This window comes from Nonomuraea sp. NPDC049695 (genome assembly GCF_040674955.1).
GTDB classification, from domain to species: Bacteria; Actinomycetota; Actinomycetes; order Streptosporangiales; family Streptosporangiaceae; genus Nonomuraea; species Nonomuraea helvata.
The window spans coordinates 1-16241 of record NZ_JBFANV010000152.1 but is presented as its reverse complement, the minus strand read 5'-3'; the positions used below and the strand labels follow the sequence as shown (position 1 = coordinate 16241).

The window sequence follows — 16241 nt, the reverse complement described above, 5'->3', positions numbered from 1 at the left end:
GGTGTCGGCCATCCAGGTGAGCCCGGTGTGGCGAAGATCGTGGCGGCGGAGATGTTCGTAGCCGAGCTTCGCCACGACCTCGTCCCAGTGCGTCGCATCCCGTAGGACCGCCGTGGTGATGCGGCCGCCCCTGGGCCCCGTGAAAAGCCGGGCGGCAGGGTCATCACCGGCGGCGCCGAGACGGCACAGGACCAACTCACGAACCTCGACAATGATCGGGACCTTCCTGGCCCGCTTGCCCTTCGCCCCTTTGCCTGCGAGACCGCCAGAACTCGGTGTCGTCTGCCTGCGTACCGTCCACGTCCACGTCCACGTGTCGGTGTCGATGTCCCCGCGGCGTGACGACGGTCGACCGCTACGCGATCGTGCTCTGGGACAGCGAGGTCGGCCGCATCGGCCAGGTCTACGCCCAGGCGGGCTGCCGGGCTTCGACCCGGAACGAGTCCTGCAGCAACTGCTGGCCCGGGTCAACGCCGACACACTCGTCGGCCAAGACGCCGGCCACTTCGACCCGTGGGGGCCCGACCTGCTCACCGTCGACGCCTTCGCCTCCGACCGCAGCTACGAACCCCGCCGGGAGGACCTCGCTCGCGTGCTGGGCACCCCCGCCCCGTACTGGCCCACCGGCCTCATCCAGCCGGAGGAGATGGACCGATGGCGTCCCGGCACGCCACCCCCTGCGGTACCCCCGCGCCACCCCGCCCTGGACACGGCGCCGCTAGACCGGCTGCACCGCGATCAGCCCGGCACCCCCGCCGACCGCGCCGTCTTGCGCCTGGCGGGCGAGATCGACGCCCAGGCCGTGGAAAGCGCGCAGATCCACATCGAGATGCTGGAGAAGTGTTTCGACCGACAGTCCATCGCGCTGGCCGCCACGGTGCTGGAGCCCGCTCCCGCCAACGAGCCGGTCGAGGCCACGCTGCGGGCCGGCTGGGCGGAGATCCTCCACCGCACTGACGCCCTGGCCCGCGACTGCGTCGCACTGGCCACCGACTGGGACGGCGGCCGCTACTTCTCCTTCTCAACCACCACGCTGCGAACCGGGCCTGCCTCATCCACCTGCTCCTCGACGACATCGCGGACGGGCCGGCAGCAAACACCACCTGATCACCGACGACCACCGCAGTGTTATCGCTACCACGCTCTCGGTCAAGCCTGGCGCGACATGCCCCATGCGTTTCATGAACTTTTCCGCGCATCGAGAGGCTCAGATTCGTCCACTCACAGGGCCCAGGTTAGGCCTATGAACAGCCGGTACGTTGCCCTGGCGCGATGGTCGACCGCCATGTCCGGCGCATGGCGGCTCCGTGATGTGGCGGCCAGCTCTTGACATGGTTCGGCGGACACTCTAAACCGTGGTGTTACCGATAACGCACTCTTCATGCCGCTGAAACATCCAAGAGCCAACACTCCTCGCGTGCCACCGCACAGCGAGGCCTCCTTGCGGCCTGCCAGCCCTGACCAGGCGACCGCATCACCCCGGATCCGCCAAGCTCGCACACCTCCACGGCGTAGCCTCTCGCCGCCGCGTCCGCGCCTCTCGAGGAGCAGAACCATGCATCTACCCGTCCGGTTATCCACCCACGCGACTGGCCGCCGCCGGCGCTCGCCCGCCGTCGTCGCCACGTGCGTGCTCGCGGCGATCGCCACCGCCCTTTCCTGGGGCGCGGCGGTGCCGGCCTCGGCGGCCCCCGCGCCGCTGGTCAGCGTTTCCGCCCAGCGATGCCTTGACGTGAAGGGCAACGTCGACACGCTCGGCACGGCGCTCGACATCTGGGATTGCAACGGCCAGGCCAACCAGGGATTCGAGTTCACCTCGGCCGGCGAGCTGCGTACCCTGAACGGCACGCGTTGCGTCGATGCGGACAGGAGCCAGACCACGCCGGGAACCGCCGTGCTCATCTGGACCTGTAACGGGCAGGCGAACCAGAAGTGGCGCCAGAACTCCGACGGCTCCATCACCGGCACCCAGTCGGGGCTGTGTCTCGACGTCAACATGGCGGGCACCGCCAACGGCACCGCGGTCGTCCTGTGGACCTGCAACGGCCAGAGCAACCAGAAGTGGAACAGCACGACCGGCGGCGGCAGCACGCTCGTGGTGGACGCGGCCACCGCCGTACGCCCGGTCACGCGCGTCGGCTCGGGCACCCTCTACGGGCTGGCCGACGCCAACACCCCGCCGGTGTCGATCATGCAGCCCCTGAAGCTGCACCAGCTCCGGCAGCCGCCCCCGTTGCACCAGCACCGCCCCAACGGCTCGCCCGTCCCGATCGGCGACACGCTGGACATCGCGGCCAACGCCAAGGCCATCGGCGCCGTGATCACCGTCGACATGGCCGACAGCTTCGACGGATTCCCCTACAACTGGACGAACTGGGACGACTGGTATAGCCGTATCGACAAGATGATCGCGGCGGTCAAGGCGCGCCCGGACATCACCAACATCGACGCCTGGGAGCCGTGGAACGAACCCGACTGGACCTGGCCTTCCTCGGCGGGGACCTTCAACGACGGGTGGGTCCGCACCTACCGGCGCATTCGCCAGAGCGAGCCCAACACGGCGATCATGGGCCCGAGCGAGTCGCACTGGGACGTCAACCGGATGCGGTCCTTCCTGACCAACGCCAAGGCGACCAACACCCTGCCGCAGATCGTGTCGTGGCACGAGCTGAGCGGATGGCAGCAGGTCACCGCCAATGTCCGGGCCTACCGGGCGCTGGAGCGCGAGCTGGGCATCTCCGCCCGGCCGATCTCCATCAACGAGTACGCCACCACGGGCGAGATCGATGTGCCGAGCAGCGTGAACCACTACATCGCCCAATTCGAGCGCGAGGGCGTGCGCGACGCCGAGCGGGCGTTCTGGTTCGAAGCCGGCACGCTCAACGGCCTGCTGCACAACGGCCAGCCGACCGCGTCGTACTGGATGTACAAGTGGTACGCCGACCAGAGCGGCAACGTCGTCAAGGTCACCCCGACCACCTACAACGACGGAGTGGCCGCCTACAACGCCGGTGCGCGCACCTTCAGCCTCGTCTTCGGCGGTCAGGCCGGGGACAACACGATCCGGGTGGACGGAATCGGCGGGCTGGGTTCCTCCGTCACGGCCACGCTGGAGTACGTGTCCGGCACGGGACGTACGACGAACGTCTCCGGCGCGACCCGGCTCTGGTCGACCGCCTACACCGTCACCAACGGCAGCGTCACGATCCCGATCGCCGGCGAGGACCCCTACGGCGCCTACCGGCTCACGCTGGCCCCCCGATAGGGCGCGCAGGCCGTCGGCGTCCCAGGCGCCGGCGGCCTGACGTCTCGTCAGCCCTTTTCGCGGATCAGGTGGATCAGGGCGCTGGCGTAGTCGCCGGGAGCCAGGTCCGCGAACAGGCCGTGGGTGAGCAGGACCGCGCCGTGGTGGATCTGACCGGTCGTCTGGTCGCGGTAGCGGGCCTGGGCGTCCAGACCGCGCAGCCGGATGCCAGGGTCGGCGTGGCCGAACCGGCGGGCGCGACGGAAGGCGAGGACCGCGAGCTGCCCGCCGTCGGGGGCGAGGTACTCCACGGCCGACAGCTCGCCGTCCGGCGGCAGCAGGCGGTACTGCCGGCCGTGCTGGACCAGGTGGCGGATCCGCTTGTAGGCGGCGACCAGTTCGGCGGCCCGGTCCAGGTCGGCCTGGCTCCACTCGGTCAGGGCACCGCCGATGGCCAGTGCTCCTGCCATGGCCACGTGGAAGCGGAAGTCGAACGGGACCTGGCGCCGGGTGTAGGGGTTGGGGCTGTCGGTGACCCAGGCGCCCATCACCCGGGCCGGGTAGAGCTGGGAGAAGCCGTGCTGGATCTCCAGCCGGTCGAGGGCGTCGGTGTTGTCGGAGGTCCACACCTGGTCGGTACGCCGCAGGATGCCGAGGTCCACCCGGCCGCCGCCGCTGCTGCACGACTCGATGCGTACGTGGGGGTGGGCGGCGCGCAGCCGGTCGAGCACGTCGTAGAGGGTGCGGACGTGGTCGAGCCACAGCCGCTCGTCCGGACCCGCCTCGGTGAAGGGGCGGTTCATGTCCCACTTCAGGAAGTCGATGTCGTTCTTGGCGAGCAACTCATCCAGGGTGCGGTGGAGCCAGTCGGCGACTTGCGGCCTGCTCAGATCGAGCACGAGCTGGTTGCGGTGCTCGGTGCGGGCGCGGTGGGGCCGGTGGATCACCCAGTCGGGGTGGGCGCGGTACAGGTCGCTGTCGGGGTTGACCATCTCCGGCTCCACCCACAGGCCGAACCGCATGCCCAGCTCGTGCACCCGATTGATCAGAGGGCCGAGCCCGTGCGGGAACCGGTGCGGGTTGGGGTGCCAGTCGCCGAGCCCTGCGGCGTCATGGGTGCGGGCGCCGAACCAGCCGTCGTCCATCACGAACAGCTCGACGCCCATCTGGGCGGCCTTCTCGGCGAGCTTGACCTGGCTCTCCAGGGAGACGTCAAAGCCCGTGGCCTCCCAGGAGTTGTAGAGCACGGGCCGTGTCTCGCCTGCGTGCGGCAGGACGTGCCGCAGCTGGTGGTCGTGCCAGGCGCGGCTGGCGGAGCCGAAGCCGCCCTCGGTGTACAGGCCCGCGCACGCCGGGGTGACCAGTTCCTCGCCGGCTCCCAGCTCCCAGGTCACCGGGTCGTGCCCCGCGCCGGCCGACAGCGTCACCCGCTCGGTCGGCAGCCGCTGCGCGGTGAGCCGCCAGCTCCCGCTCCAGGCCAGCGCGCACGAGTAGACCGCGCCGTGCTCCTCGCTCGCCGTGCCGTCGTCGACCATCGCCCAGGGATTGGCCTGGTGACTGGTCACCCCCCGTCGGCTGGTCAGCGTGGTCTCGCCGTACGGGAGCTCGCCGCGGTGCAGGCGGGTCTCGGCCATCCACTGGCCCCGCACGCAGCTGAGCCGGTAGCCGCTCAGACGAGGCAGGACCCAGGTGGCGGAGTCGGCCCGCGCCACCGTGAGGGGCTCGCCCGCGTTGCGCAGGACCAGGTGGCGTTCGACCACATCGCTGTCGCCGTAGATCCGGTAGTGGCACTCGGCGGTCAGCGGGTAGTGACGGTCGGCGAATTCCAGTACCAGCTCCCGATCGGTACGGCGTTCGCCGGAGTAGCCCAGGTCCAGATCGCGGGTGCCGTCGGCGAAGCGCACCTGCAGTCCCGCCTGCCCGTATCGCAGTCCGCCGGCTGAGGCCAGGTCCAGCACGCCGTCGGCCGGGTCCTCCATCGACCGGTGCTCCGGCTGCGGTAGCCGGAGCAGGGACAGGGCCTGCTCGTGGGAGAGCCGCGGCCCCCAGTGCAGGGTACGGAGCCGGTCGGCCTCGTCCAGATGGAGAACATAGCAGGAGGACGGCCCGGACAAGATCCACAGACGGCGGTCCGGATCGTGGACGATCATGGCTTCCTTTCGTGGCCGCGGTCATGAAGGACCGCGGCCTCGACGTCGTTGAAGGGCACGTAGACGAACTCGTCGTGGTGGGGATCGGCCTCCATCGCCACGACCATTGTGTCGATCTTGGCCAGGATTGCCTGAAGGCGGGGCACACCACTTCTGCCCCTCCCGGATCAGGCATGGGACAGGCGGGGAAAGGGGCTTTAGCTGATGTCACTCATCCGGTGGAGCGCGGCGCGGGGCCGCTGCTCTCCCGGACGATGAGTTCGGGCTCGCTCCAGGCAGTGACGGCCGGAGCGGTGTGTGGGTCCAGCCTGCGGTGCAGCACGCTGAAGCAGGCCCGGCCGAGGCCTTCGAAGTCCAGCCGGACTGTGGTGAGTGAGGGGTTGAGGTAGGCCGCGGGGGGTGAATCGTCGAACCCGACCACGCTGAGGTCGCCGGGGATGTGCCGGCCGGCTTCGCGGGCGGCCCGCATCACACCCAGCGCGAGGTCGTCGTTGCCGCACAGGATCGCGGTGACCGAGGGGTCGGCCACCAGGTCGCGGACGGCCAGGTAGCCCGAGCGTGGACTCCAGCCGCCCTGCAGCGGCTCAGGCACCCGCCGTCCCGCGGCCCGCAGCGCGTCCATCCAGCCTTGGGTACGCTGGGACAATTCGCTGGTGGAGGAGGGGATGGCCAGGTAGCGCACGGTCGAGTGCCCCATGCCCAGCAGGTAGCGGGTGGCATGCGCGGCGGCCGCCCGGTCGTCCAGCCAGACCTGCCAGGGGTTCTCGGTCTCGATGTCGGGGCGGCGTTCCACGGCCGCTGCCACCGGGACGTCCGCCGGCAGCGCCCCGAGCGCCCGCACCCCGGCCTCGTCGAAGGCGATCACCATGACCGCCTCCCCCGGCCGGTTGAGCCGTTCGACCACGTCCCGCTGGCCGGAGCCCGGTTCCAGCACGCTGATCCCGACCGAGAAGCCCGCCGTCCTGGCCGCCTCCTCCATCCCGCGCAGCGTGGCGGCCGCGCCGTACAAGGAGGTGTCGGAGGTGAGCACGGTGACCGAGCGCACCGGCCCTCCAGCCAGCACCCGGGCCAGCTTGTTGGGCCGGTAGCCCAGTTCCTCGATGACCTGCAGGACCTTGGCCCGGGTCTCGGCGCTGACCCGGTCCTTGCCGTTGATCACGCGGGAGACCGTCTGCTGGGAGACACCGGCCACCCGGGCGACGTCCCAGATGCTCGCGGACCGGCGGGGGACGTCCTCGCCGGAGATGTGACCGGTAACTTCCACAGGAGAGACCTTACTTGATGGCGGCATTGGCCTCAGTGTTGATCTTACTCGCGGCGTCCTGCGGCGACATCTGCCCCAGCCAGACCTGGTTGAAGATGTCGAGCGCCTTGACGTTGTAGGTGTCGGCCGCCACGGTCAAGGGGTAGCCCATGGTCGTGCCTTCGGCTGCCTTCTTGAATCCGGTGACGTCCACCCCCTTGGCCTTCCACGACTCGGCGAAGGTGTCATTGAGCGCGGGGATGCCGGGCCAGACGGCCCCCGCCTGCGCCACGGCCTTCTGGTGCTGCTCCGAGGTCAGCCACTTGACCAGTTCCCACGCCTCCTTCGGGTGCTTGGTACCGGCGTAGATCGCCTCGGTCAGGCCGTTGTAGACGCTGCCCTTGCCGACGGGGCCCGCGGGGAGGTCGGCCACGCCGAATCCGCCGTTCGGCAGCGCCGTGTCGAAGGCGCGCAGCATCCAGCTCCCGTCCATCGCGGTTGCCGCCTCACCGCGGCCGACCACCTGGTCGAGGGAGGGGCCGTTGGGCGGGTTGGTGACCGTGGCCGGCACCGCGACGTGGTACTTCAGCCGCAGGTCCTGGACGAACTGGATGGCCTGGACACAAGCAGGCTGGTCGATCGTCCACTTGCCCCACGGCTGATCCTGGAGCTTGCAGCCGTTCTGCAGAGCGAAGTTCCACCAGTCCTGCTGGCCGGTCGGCGCCTGCATCGTCAGGCCGTACTGCTTGATCTTCTTGGGGTCGAAGCCGGGCTCGTCGGCGCGCTTGCCGTTCTCGTCGACGGTCAGCTTCCGCAGGACCCTGACGAACGTGCCGCCGTCCGTGGGATTCCAGGTGAGGCCGTCGAGGTCGGCGGGCGTGAGAGCGGCGTCCTTGAGCGCCTTCGTGCTGTAGAACAGGCCGATCGTGTCCCAGTCCTTGGGCAGGCCGTACACCTTCCCGTCCACCTTCCAGCCCGCGGCGAGCTTGGGGTCGTAGACGGAGGTGTCCACCTTGTCCTGCGCGATGAGCGGCGCCAGGTCGGTGAGCACGCCCTCCTTGCTGAACTTGGGGAAGTAGGAGACATGGTCCCAGAACACGTCAGGGGCCGAACGCCCGGCAAGCTGGGTCTGCAGCTTGCTCCAGTAGTCGTTCCAGTTGTTCAGCTCGATCTGCACCTTGATGTTCGGGTGCGCCTTCATGAACTCGCCCAGCGACTTCTCGATCGGCGGCTTCTGCACCTCGTCCCACATCGCATAGCGCAGCGTGACAGTGCCACCGGTGGAGGGGCCGGCATCGCCGCTCCCTCCACCGCACGCGGCCAGGGCCAGGACTGCCGCCGCCGCGACGGCGGCCGTGGTGAACTTCGTGGACATAGGGTCATGCCCTTCTCTCTTCGGGGGGTGGCTACTTCAGCCCGGTCAGGGCGATTGAGCGGACGATGTGCCGCTGGAACGCCAGGAAGATCACGATGAGTGGCAGCAGCGCCATCGCGGCCGCCGCCAGAATGAGGTGGTACTGGGAGGAGTACTGGCCCTTCAGCGCCGAGATGCCCAGCGTCACCACGCGGGTGGCGTCACTGTTGGTGATGATCAGCGGCCAGAGCAGCGTGTTCCAGGTGGTGATGAACGTGATCGTGGCCAGCGTGGCCAGGATCGGGCGGCTCAGCGGCAGCATGATGCGGACCAGCACGGTCCAGGTCCCCGCGCCGTCGATGTGCGCGGCCGCCTCCAGGTCTCGCGGGATGGTGCGGAAGTACTGCCGGACCAGGAAGATCCCGTACGGCGTGCCGAACGCCGTGGGCAGAATCAGCCCAAGATAGGTGTCGATCAGGCCCATCTCCCGCATGATCAGGAAGAGCGGGACCAGCGTGACGATCTGCGGCACCATCATCGTCGCCAGATAGCCCCAGAAGAGCGCGTCCCTGCCCGGAAACGACATCCTGCCGAAGGCGTAGGCGGCCATCGTGCTGAAGACGACCTGGCCCACCGTCACGGCGCCCGCGTAGATCAGCGAGTTCAGCAGGAAGTGGGCCATGTCGTACTCCGCCCACACCTGGGCGAAGTTCTCGAAGGTCACCGGCGACGCGGGCGACCATGCGCGGGTGGTGAGCACCTGCGCGGGCTCCTTCAACGCCGAGTTCAGCGTCATCAGGTACGGCGCGACCGAGACCACGGCGCCCGCGAACAGCGCGAGATAGAGTGCGATCCGCTTCATCGGGTCCTCAGGAGAAGTCGTAGACGGTGCGCTTGCGGAAATAGAGGAACTGCGCCCCAGTGATCAGCAGGATCAGCGCGAACAGCACCATCGCCAAAGCGGAGGCGTAGCCGGATCGGAAGAGCTGGAAACCCTGCTGGTAGATGTGGAAGTTCAGCACGTCGGTCGCACCGCCGGGGCCGCCCTGCGTCATCACGAAGACCGTGTCGAAGATCTGGAACGACCCGATCGTGTTCGTGACCAGCACGAAGAACAGGGACGGCCGCAGCAGCGGCAGAGTGATCGTGAAGAACCGCTGGACCGGCGTCGTGCCGTCGATCGCCGCCGCCTCGTACAGCGGGTGCGGAATCGCCTGCAGCCCGGCCAGCAGGATCAGCATGGTGTAGCCCGTGTACTGCCAGATGTTCACCGAAGCGATCACCGGCATCGCCCAGGCCGGGTCCGTCAACCAGTTCGGGCCGTCGATCCCGACCAGACCCAGCAGTTGGTTGACCACGCCGTACCTCGGGTCGAACACCCAGGACCAGATGACGCCCAAGGCCACGGGCATGGCCATCCACGGCAGCACGAAGATCACCCGTAGCGCCTTGCCGCCGCGCATCCGCCGGTTCAGCGCCAGAGCCAGCAGCAGAGCCAGCACGGTCTGCGCCGGGATGTTGAGCAGCACGTAGTAGACCGTGTTGAGCACCGCCCGCCAGACCTCTGGGTCGGCGGTCAGCTCGCGGTAGTTGGCCAGGCCGACGAACGAGGGCGCCCCCATCAGATTCCAGTCGAACAGGCTCAGCGCCGCCACCCCGAAGATGGGTGCCACCAGGAACAGCAGGAAACCGATCAGGCTCGGCGCGAGCAGAACGTAGGCCTCGACCACGGCGCGTATCCGAGGTGCGAGCGGGCGTACCGAACGCCGCTGCCCTCGCACGGGGCCACCGTGAAGAGAGATGTTATCGATCACATTCATACTCCGTACACTGCCATCGCTGAGACAGAGGGAAAGCTCTGGTGTGGAACAGAAGGGTGACTAGTCAGCCCGAAAGTGATGAAGAAGAGAGTTACCGATAACATCCCCGACGTCAAGAGCTTGGAGCCAAGGGAAGGAGCATGGGCGGGTCGAGGCGGTGGCCGCGTCCGATGCTTTGGATCTCTTGGCGTCTGGCACCGGTGCGTTCGCGGGCGTCGGGTCCGGCGATGCCGAGAGTGATCCGGTGGCCGGTGGCCTCGTAGTGGGTTCGGTGGTCTTCTCCGGCGGCAAGACGGGCCACGCGGCGGCGTGCTCGGCGAGCAGCTGCTCGTAGCCGGCGGGCAGCGGGTGGGACGGGCGTCGTGCCGCTTGGGCTGAGCGCCGTCCGCCTGTTCCGTGTTCTCGGAAGGTGTCTCGGGGGGTCGTTACCCGGGCGGGACCGGATTCTCCGAAGTCGCGTCCGGAGTCTTCTTCCGAAAAGTCGTCGTTCCCAGAAGTTGTGCCGAGCCGATGGCGGCTACTCGCCATGCGGAGTGCGTCTGCGGGGGTTCCTGGTAGTTCCAGGGGTGGCCGGTTTCCCGGTACTCGGTCACCCGGATGGACGTAATGCCCCCTTCCGGAACGGAGCACCACCCGCATGACCAGCACTTCCCGTATCGCGATCGTCGGCGCCGGCCCGGCAGGCTCGTCTGCGCCCGCATCCTGCAGAACCACGGCATCGGCGTCACCGTCCTGGAGCGCGAGGCCGACCTCACCGCCCGCTCCCAGGGCGGCACCCTCGACATCCAGGCCCCCACCGGCCAGGTCGCCCTGCGCTCCGCCGGGCTGTTCGACCAGTTCCTCGCCCTGTCCCGTCCCGAAGGCCAGGAAGTGCGCAGGATGGACCGCAACGCCGCCATGGTGCGGCACTCCATCCCCGACGCCGAAGACACCGCCGCCCCCGAGATCGACCGCGGACAGCCGCACGCCCTGCTGATGGACTCCCTCCTCCCCGGCCCCCTCGACTGGAACGCCGGCCTCGACCCCGACGACACCGACGCCCTCCGTGCCCGCCTCCTGGAGATGTACCAGGGCTGGGACGAGAGCCTGCTCGCCATGCTGCGCCTCAACGAGGGCCCGTTCGTCAACCGGCCGATCTTCGTGCTGCCCGTCCCGCACATCTGGGAGCGCGTGCCCGGCATCACCCTGCTCGGCGACGCCGCGCACCTGATGCCGCCGGCCGGCGTCGGCGCCAACCTCGCCATGCTCGACGGCGCCGAACTCGCCCAGGCCATCATCGGCCGCCCCACCATCAAAGACGCCCTGGCCGCCTACGAGGCGGTGATGCTGCCCCGCTCGGTAAGCGAAGCGGAGCGGACCGGGGAACTGCTCGCCGTCCTCATGCCCGACACCGAGCCACTCTTGCCCAGCATCCGCAGCAACGACTGACCCGCCTTCACCGCGTCCCGGCGCCGCCACTCCGCTTCGGGGGGCGCCGAGGCAGCGCACCTCCCCGTCCGCGGACTCACCTCCGCAACTCGCCACGGTCGGCATTTCGAGCGCAATCGAGAGTCTCACCGAACGGGGGCAACGTGGTCGTGGACGCTACGCCGGGCCTGCGTGAGCCAGCTCAGGGACCCCTTCGGCGATCCACCGCCTGGGCAGCATGCGAAACCCGATCTGACCGGCTGTGCGAGGCTCTCTCAAGCGAGATCAGTCTCGACCGCCGCCCCAACGCGCCGCTGACACCCACGTACCACCCGGCCGCTCGCGACCGGGTTCGCTGGCTGCTGGCCGGCGAACAGCGAGACTCTTCATGCCCTTCCCTGCGCGCTCAGGCTGGCGGGCCTGCGTCACGCACCACCCGTCGGGCCCTCACTACGTTCCGACCGTGCCAGGCGAGCACGTAGCAGGCAAGTATGAATGCGGCCCCGTCGGCGCCTCCCAGGATCACGCTCCGAACCAGGTCGTAGCCGCTCACCGCGGCGCGGTCGCCGCCCCGGCGGCGGCACCGACGATCGCAGCCATCCCGACCATGACCAGCACCGCGCCACGCACCCGGCCCGCCACTCCCGGCAGCCGTCCCGGCCGGACAGGGGCTTGCCGGTACCAGAGCGCGAACCATCCGGCCGAATTTCCGGGCCGACGCCCAGCCCGCCGGCCTCCAGCCGTTTCACAGCTGCGTCGATGTACAGCGAATTCCACCAGATGATGGCATTGATCCCCAGGCCGAGAGCGCTCACCTGGTCCTCCATGCCTCGTTCATAGCCGCGTACTAGCCGGCCGAGGTTGCCGAAGAACACCCGGCGGGCCAGGGTGTGGCGGGACTCGCCGACGTTGAGCTGGGCTCCGATCATCCTGCGGTGGTCCTCCACGTGCAGGACCTGCAGCAGATGCAGGGCCTTAAAAACGCGGCCGTAGTGGGCGAAGGCGTTGCCGAGCCCGGTCAGGCGGCCGTCGGCGGTCATCATCTTGATCAGGTCGTAGGCGCGGACCTGGTTGGTCGACAGCGATCCGGCCACCGGGGCCATGTCGTCCCAGTGGCCGACGATGGCGGGGAGGGAGACGCGGCGCAGGCCCAGGCTGTTGAAGGCGCCCCAGCCGTTGGTGGTGCGCGTCCCGGTGGTCAGGCCGCCCTCGAGCATCTCGGTGTCGATCCACCACAGTTGGGTGTCGGAGATGTCGGCGTGCCGGGCGCGAACTGGTAGCCGCACATGGCGAACATGCCATACACCAGGTCGGAGTAGCTGCCCTGGTCAGTGACGACTACCTCGGGCTGCTCGGTGGCGTCCAGGCGGTGGATGGCGTCCAGGATATACAGCGAGTCGCGTAGCGTTCCGGGCACCACCAGGCCGCCCAGGCCCATCACCTTGTCGGAGACGACGTTCAACCAGGTGGCACCCCTTGGCCTTTTTCCGACACCAAATAAAGAGGTACGGACGGGCCTATAAGGAACGTACCGGGATGACGAAGCGCATCCCGTCCACCGGCGCCACCAGGCCGCCGCCCCAGTCGGCGGTGATGTCGATCTCGGCCTGTTTGCCCACCAACCGAGCCGAGGCTGCGACGATGCCCTCGCCGTGGAAGTAGCCCCTCTCCACGCCGATCAGCCGGGCCGCGGTCAGCGCCGGCGTCCCGGCCTTGATGACCGGGATCAGGCCGACGTTGCACGAGCGGGCCACCGTCTGCGCGGCCAGGCTGATGTCGAGGTCGGCGCGGCGCACGTGCGGGCCGGTGATGTGGGTGAAGCAATCGAACATGCCGGTGCGGGCGTGCACCTCGAGCAGCAGGCGCGGAGATCGTCTGAAACTTCGCTGCCAGAGACCCGACCGTCTCTTGCGTCATGCCCATACCACGGCAACGAGTGAGAAATCCGGAAGCTTCGGCTTATTCAGCGGCAAGCCCTATCCGTCCGGCAAGGCCGTCAAGGCCGTGACCGGCAAGGTCAGATCCATGTGTCGGGAAATGGACACGAGCCAGCCGCTTGATTAATCCGGCGAAGGTGGCCACCACGCGCTACCGCTACCGGAGGACCGTCATCCCAACTCCCTGGCCAAGCCTGGAACGAGGAACCACACGCAGACCTGAACCGGACTTGTGGAGCGCCCGGTGCTCGGAAACGGGCACGCCGGATGCGGAAGCGGTCCGGAGAAACGGATCGGTCGACAAGACGGGAACCGCGCTCCAGATCGACTTCACTGTGCACCTGACCGGCCAGTTGGCCAACTTCGCCGCCGACAACACCGACTGGCTGCGCATCGTCCGATTATCCACGCACGCGCCCGAGTTGAACCCGGCGGAGGGCGTATGGTCCCTGCTTCGGCGCGCCCTGGCCAACTTCGCCGTCACCGACCTGCCCGGACTCGTCCGGATCGTTCTGTTACGGCGCTTGCCGGTGCGACCTCGTAGACTCGCTGCCACGTTGTCGAAGGGATTGCCGTGGAAGACCCGACGGGTATCGCAGCGCTGACCAAGATCCTGCCTTCAGATCTCGGTGCAGACGAGGAAATCGATTGGTCGGCAGCAGAGGTGCGATGGGGCACACGGTTCCCACGTGACTACATGTCCTTTATGTCCATCTATGGCGCCGGCTCGTTCGACGCCGCCGACGGGCGCGGCGGGGGCGTCATCCTCATGCCGTTGCCCAAGGAGAGCATCTACCTGGACGATGAGACCTTCGAAGCGGAGACGCAGAACGCCCGTGACGCCTGGGAGATGCTGGGGGGCCAGGAAGGCCTCGACATCAACCCGGACCACATCCTCGCGTGGGGCTTGACCTCAGGCCCCGACATCCTGTGCTGGCTGACCACTGACCCCGACCCTGACCAGTGGCCGGTCCTGGTCTGGGGCCGACACACTGACGAGGACTTCACACTCTTCCCCTGCGGCATGGTCGAATTCCTCCGCAGGCTGCTCCTGGACAAGCACGACCCTTACCCGCTCAGCATCGACCTGCGAGAGGTTCCGCTGCGCTATGTGCACAGGCTTGAAGGACAAAAGCGTTAAGCCGCGTGGTGAGCGTATTGCCACAGGTTGAATTCCTAGGATCGGTCATGTTTTTGCCGGGGTTGAAGTTCCCCCCGAGGAGAGGACATCCCTGACAATGGATCTTGTTCCATAGAGGGGAGCCTTCGGTGGCGCGACCGTCGAAGTTCGGCGATGAGTTCAGGCGGGACGCGGTGAGGCTGGTCCGTACGACGGGCCGTACCTGCGCTGATGTGGTGCGGGAGCTCGAAATGAACCGCGAGACCCTGCGCACCTGGGTGCGTGAGGCCGAGAGCGATGACGGCAAGTCGGGCGTGGCCGAGGCCGAGCGCGTGCTCCCACGCCTGCGGCTCGCCGACCTGCTTGACGCTCACGTCCAGCGAGATCTTCCGGCGCCCGTCGAGCCACACCTTGCCCGTGCCGCCACGCTAGGGGATCCCCGTTCACCTGCGGGCTCCTTCAGATGAATGCCTCACAACCACAGCCAGTAGGCCGGCGGCGGAGCCCGATGCCAGTGAACAGGTCGCCCAGGTCCATGAGGTCAGTCCGTAACGCTCGTTCATGCCGGTCTGCGGCGCGGTTTGGCGGTGCCGCAGCTCGGCGGTTCTTTCGGAGCAGGCGGCGTGGCGAGAGTCTTCCGTCAGCGCGTTGGCCGAGGCGTCCTGCAGATGCTCGCCTGGGGACCTGAGCTTCTCCGCCTGAGGCGCATGTCATCAAGCGGAGGCGACGGCGGTCCATGCGACCGTCGCCTCGACCGCACGTCGTCGGTATCGCTGGCTGGCGGGGTCGTCGAGATGGGGACCGTCGCCTGAGGTGAAGTGGTGGCTCGTTCCTTCAGCTTGAGGCCGGTCGCGTTCGTCCAGGTTTGGGCGGTGGGGAAGCTGTGCTGCAGGCCGATCCAGCCGTTGGTGCCGAGGGTGTAGCCGATCTGAAGGCTTTTGCCGGACTCGGCGGCGCTGCCGGTGCCGAGCGAGGCGGTGACGGCGTCGCCGCCGGTGTGGCGGATGTAGGCGGCGCTCAGGGCGGCGTCCGAGGCGTAGCCGTCGAAGTCCTCGACGGTGACGCCGGGGAACTGGCTGGCGGTGGTGAACGAGGTGGGGGCGGCGGCGAAGTCGGGAGGTGTGAGTTGGCGCTGGGAGTCGTACGGCATCTACGCGAGCACCGCACCCCAACCAGCGTGGAAGAGCTGGGCCTCGAGGCCGAGTCCACTGCCACGGCTGACCGCCGCAGCTGACGCTGCGGCGGTTGCAGCCAGGAGTGTGCGGCCCAAGACGCCAACGTTCCGCCGATCAGTCGGGCTGTGCCCGTGATCGTCAGGCGTGCTTAACGCCGCCCCTCCTGTACAGCGAGCTTCTGCCTGAGCTTCCTCGTGGCTGAGTTGGCGTTCGGTCGACGCAACGCCACTTCAGCGTTCAGCGGGATGGAAGTCGTAGGGCTGGGAGTCGTACACGTAGTAGACGCAGTCGGCGCCCGGAGCACACTTGCCCCAGTGCACCGCCTTCGATGGGTAATACAGGTAGTCGCCTGCGCCGACCCGATAGGTCTTGCGTCCCTCCACGTGCCACAGCATGACCCCCGAAACCCCGACGACGCGCTCTGGGCTGGTGTGCCAGTGCGGGGAGAAGGGAGTGCCGGCCTTGAGAGTGAACATCGCCTCCGAAGGGCCGGTCTTCGGGTCGCCCTTCAACTGGACGAATGTGCATCCCTTCAGTCCTTCGCAGGGCGATCCCTCCTCCTTGTGAGAGTGGTAGATGACTTGGTCTGCGGCCCGTGCGGGGCGCGACTCGGCGAGCGAACTAGCCGTTCCGCTCGCCACAATGGCCAGTGAACTGGCCATTGTGGCCAGAATCAGTTTCTTGAGCATGACTTATCTTGTTCTTTAAGGTCCGAGATCGCGTTTGGTGGTCAGGGACGTGGGCCGCTTGTTGACTTTCCCCAGGTTGTAGCGGGGAGCGCGGCTTCGGTT

Annotated in this window: 17 protein-coding genes and 1 pseudogene; 6 read left to right on the top strand and 12 right to left on the bottom strand. The window is 68.1% G+C overall.

Features of this window, described 5'->3' with window-relative positions; translation table 11 throughout:
- Positions 1 to 195: pseudogene (locus tag AB0J64_RS54785) on the bottom strand (hypothetical protein); the annotation flags it as partial.
- A 55-nt stretch (positions 196 to 250) separates the two neighbouring features.
- On the opposite strand from AB0J64_RS54785, the gene AB0J64_RS54780 reads away from it, so the two are divergent.
- Together AB0J64_RS54780 and AB0J64_RS54775 are read left to right on the top strand one after the other, a co-directional pair.
- Positions 251 to 1330 carry a hypothetical protein gene (locus AB0J64_RS54780; protein WP_364046119.1) on the top strand — a complete coding sequence of 360 codons (1080 nt, stop codon included), beginning with the start codon at positions 251 to 253 and terminating at the stop codon, positions 1328 to 1330.
- 225 nt (positions 1331 to 1555) lie between these two features.
- Positions 1556 to 3265: an RICIN domain-containing protein gene (locus tag AB0J64_RS54775; protein ID WP_364046117.1), complete on the top strand. Its 1710-nt coding sequence runs from the start codon at positions 1556 to 1558 to the stop codon at positions 3263 to 3265.
- A gap of 47 nt (positions 3266 to 3312) precedes the next feature.
- Here AB0J64_RS54775 and AB0J64_RS54770 read toward each other — a convergent pair whose 3' ends face one another.
- The 6 genes from AB0J64_RS54770 to AB0J64_RS54745 form a co-directional block, all read right to left on the bottom strand.
- Entirely contained in the window at positions 3313 to 5394 is a 2082-nt protein-coding gene (locus AB0J64_RS54770) for an alpha-galactosidase (protein ID WP_364046115.1), read from the bottom strand.
- Positions 5391 to 5540 (bottom strand): hypothetical protein, encoded by a 150-nt coding sequence (locus AB0J64_RS54765; RefSeq protein WP_364046113.1) that lies wholly within the window; start codon positions 5538 to 5540, stop codon positions 5391 to 5393. The genes AB0J64_RS54770 and AB0J64_RS54765 overlap by 4 nt, the downstream gene beginning before the upstream one ends.
- A 65-nt stretch (positions 5541 to 5605) precedes the next feature.
- Positions 5606 to 6658: a LacI family DNA-binding transcriptional regulator gene (locus AB0J64_RS54760; RefSeq protein WP_364046111.1), complete on the bottom strand. Its 1053-nt coding sequence runs from the start codon at positions 6656 to 6658 to the stop codon at positions 5606 to 5608.
- A 10-nt stretch (positions 6659 to 6668) separates the two neighbouring features.
- The gene (locus tag AB0J64_RS54755; RefSeq protein WP_364046109.1) at positions 6669 to 8012 is read right to left on the bottom strand and encodes a sugar ABC transporter substrate-binding protein; all 1344 of its coding nucleotides are present in this window, start codon (positions 8010 to 8012) and stop codon (positions 6669 to 6671) included.
- A gap of 31 nt (positions 8013 to 8043) precedes the next feature.
- The gene (locus AB0J64_RS54750) at positions 8044 to 8853 is read right to left on the bottom strand and encodes a carbohydrate ABC transporter permease (protein ID WP_364046107.1); all 810 of its coding nucleotides are present in this window, start codon (positions 8851 to 8853) and stop codon (positions 8044 to 8046) included.
- A gap of 7 nt (positions 8854 to 8860) precedes the next feature.
- A complete protein-coding gene (locus tag AB0J64_RS54745) occupies positions 8861 to 9721 on the bottom strand; it encodes a sugar ABC transporter permease (RefSeq protein WP_364046105.1) in 861 nt (286 codons plus the stop codon).
- A gap of 696 nt (positions 9722 to 10417) precedes the next feature.
- Between AB0J64_RS54745 and AB0J64_RS54740 the strand changes: the two genes are divergently transcribed.
- Entirely contained in the window at positions 10418 to 11239 is an 822-nt protein-coding gene (locus tag AB0J64_RS54740) for an FAD-dependent monooxygenase (protein WP_364046103.1), read from the top strand.
- Positions 11240 to 11643: 404 nt separating this feature from the next.
- Here AB0J64_RS54740 and AB0J64_RS54735 read toward each other — a convergent pair whose 3' ends face one another.
- Genes AB0J64_RS54735 through AB0J64_RS54725 form a run of 3 tightly spaced genes read right to left on the bottom strand, consistent with a single transcriptional unit; the run spans position 11644 to position 13068 of the window.
- A complete protein-coding gene (locus AB0J64_RS54735) occupies positions 11644 to 12504 on the bottom strand; it encodes a Tn3 family transposase (RefSeq protein ID WP_364046101.1) in 861 nt (286 codons plus the stop codon).
- Entirely contained in the window at positions 12417 to 12680 is a 264-nt protein-coding gene (locus AB0J64_RS54730) for a Tn3 family transposase (RefSeq protein WP_364046099.1), read from the bottom strand. Before AB0J64_RS54730 ends, AB0J64_RS54735 begins: the two co-directional genes overlap by 88 nt.
- 55 nt (positions 12681 to 12735) lie before the next feature.
- Positions 12736 to 13068 carry a Tn3 family transposase gene (locus AB0J64_RS54725; RefSeq protein WP_364046097.1) on the bottom strand — a complete coding sequence of 111 codons (333 nt, stop codon included), beginning with the start codon at positions 13066 to 13068 and terminating at the stop codon, positions 12736 to 12738.
- A gap of 206 nt (positions 13069 to 13274) precedes the next feature.
- Here AB0J64_RS54725 and AB0J64_RS54720 point away from each other — a divergent pair, with 206 nt between their 5' ends.
- From AB0J64_RS54720 to AB0J64_RS54710, 3 genes are all read left to right on the top strand, one after another.
- Positions 13275 to 13760, top strand: a complete 486-nt coding sequence (locus AB0J64_RS54720) for a hypothetical protein (protein WP_364046095.1) — start codon at positions 13275 to 13277, stop codon at positions 13758 to 13760.
- Positions 13730 to 14296 carry an SMI1/KNR4 family protein gene (locus tag AB0J64_RS54715; RefSeq protein ID WP_364046093.1) on the top strand — a complete coding sequence of 189 codons (567 nt, stop codon included), beginning with the start codon at positions 13730 to 13732 and terminating at the stop codon, positions 14294 to 14296. The genes AB0J64_RS54720 and AB0J64_RS54715 overlap by 31 nt, the downstream gene beginning before the upstream one ends.
- 128 nt (positions 14297 to 14424) lie before the next feature.
- Complete coding sequence (locus AB0J64_RS54710; RefSeq protein ID WP_364046091.1) at positions 14425 to 14742, top strand: transposase; 318 nt, start codon at positions 14425 to 14427, stop codon at positions 14740 to 14742.
- Positions 14743 to 14915: 173 nt separating this feature from the next.
- Here AB0J64_RS54710 and AB0J64_RS54705 read toward each other — a convergent pair whose 3' ends face one another.
- Together AB0J64_RS54705 and AB0J64_RS54700 are read right to left on the bottom strand one after the other, a co-directional pair.
- Positions 14916 to 15425, bottom strand: a complete 510-nt coding sequence (locus AB0J64_RS54705; RefSeq protein WP_364046089.1) for a hypothetical protein — start codon at positions 15423 to 15425, stop codon at positions 14916 to 14918.
- A gap of 255 nt (positions 15426 to 15680) precedes the next feature.
- The gene (locus AB0J64_RS54700; protein ID WP_364046087.1) at positions 15681 to 15962 is read right to left on the bottom strand and encodes a cupin domain-containing protein; all 282 of its coding nucleotides are present in this window, start codon (positions 15960 to 15962) and stop codon (positions 15681 to 15683) included.
- Positions 15963 to 16241 lie beyond the last annotated feature (279 nt).

Excerpts from the sequence above, each read along its gene's own strand:
- AB0J64_RS54770 (WP_364046115.1), bottom strand. The coding sequence starts at position 5,394 with ATGATCGTCCACGATCCGGACCGCCGTCTGTGGATCTTGTCCGGGCCG.
- AB0J64_RS54755 (WP_364046109.1), bottom strand. The coding sequence starts at position 8,012 with ATGTCCACGAAGTTCACCACGGCCGCCGTCGCGGCGGCGGCAGTCCTG.
- AB0J64_RS54705 (WP_364046089.1), bottom strand. The coding sequence starts at position 15,425 with ATGCCGTACGACTCCCAGCGCCAACTCACACCTCCCGACTTCGCCGCC.
- AB0J64_RS54775 (WP_364046117.1), top strand. The coding sequence starts at position 1,556 with ATGCATCTACCCGTCCGGTTATCCACCCACGCGACTGGCCGCCGCCGG.
- AB0J64_RS54740 (WP_364046103.1), top strand. The coding sequence starts at position 10,418 with ATGCCCCCTTCCGGAACGGAGCACCACCCGCATGACCAGCACTTCCCG.
- AB0J64_RS54750 (WP_364046107.1), bottom strand. The coding sequence starts at position 8,853 with ATGAAGCGGATCGCACTCTATCTCGCGCTGTTCGCGGGCGCCGTGGTC.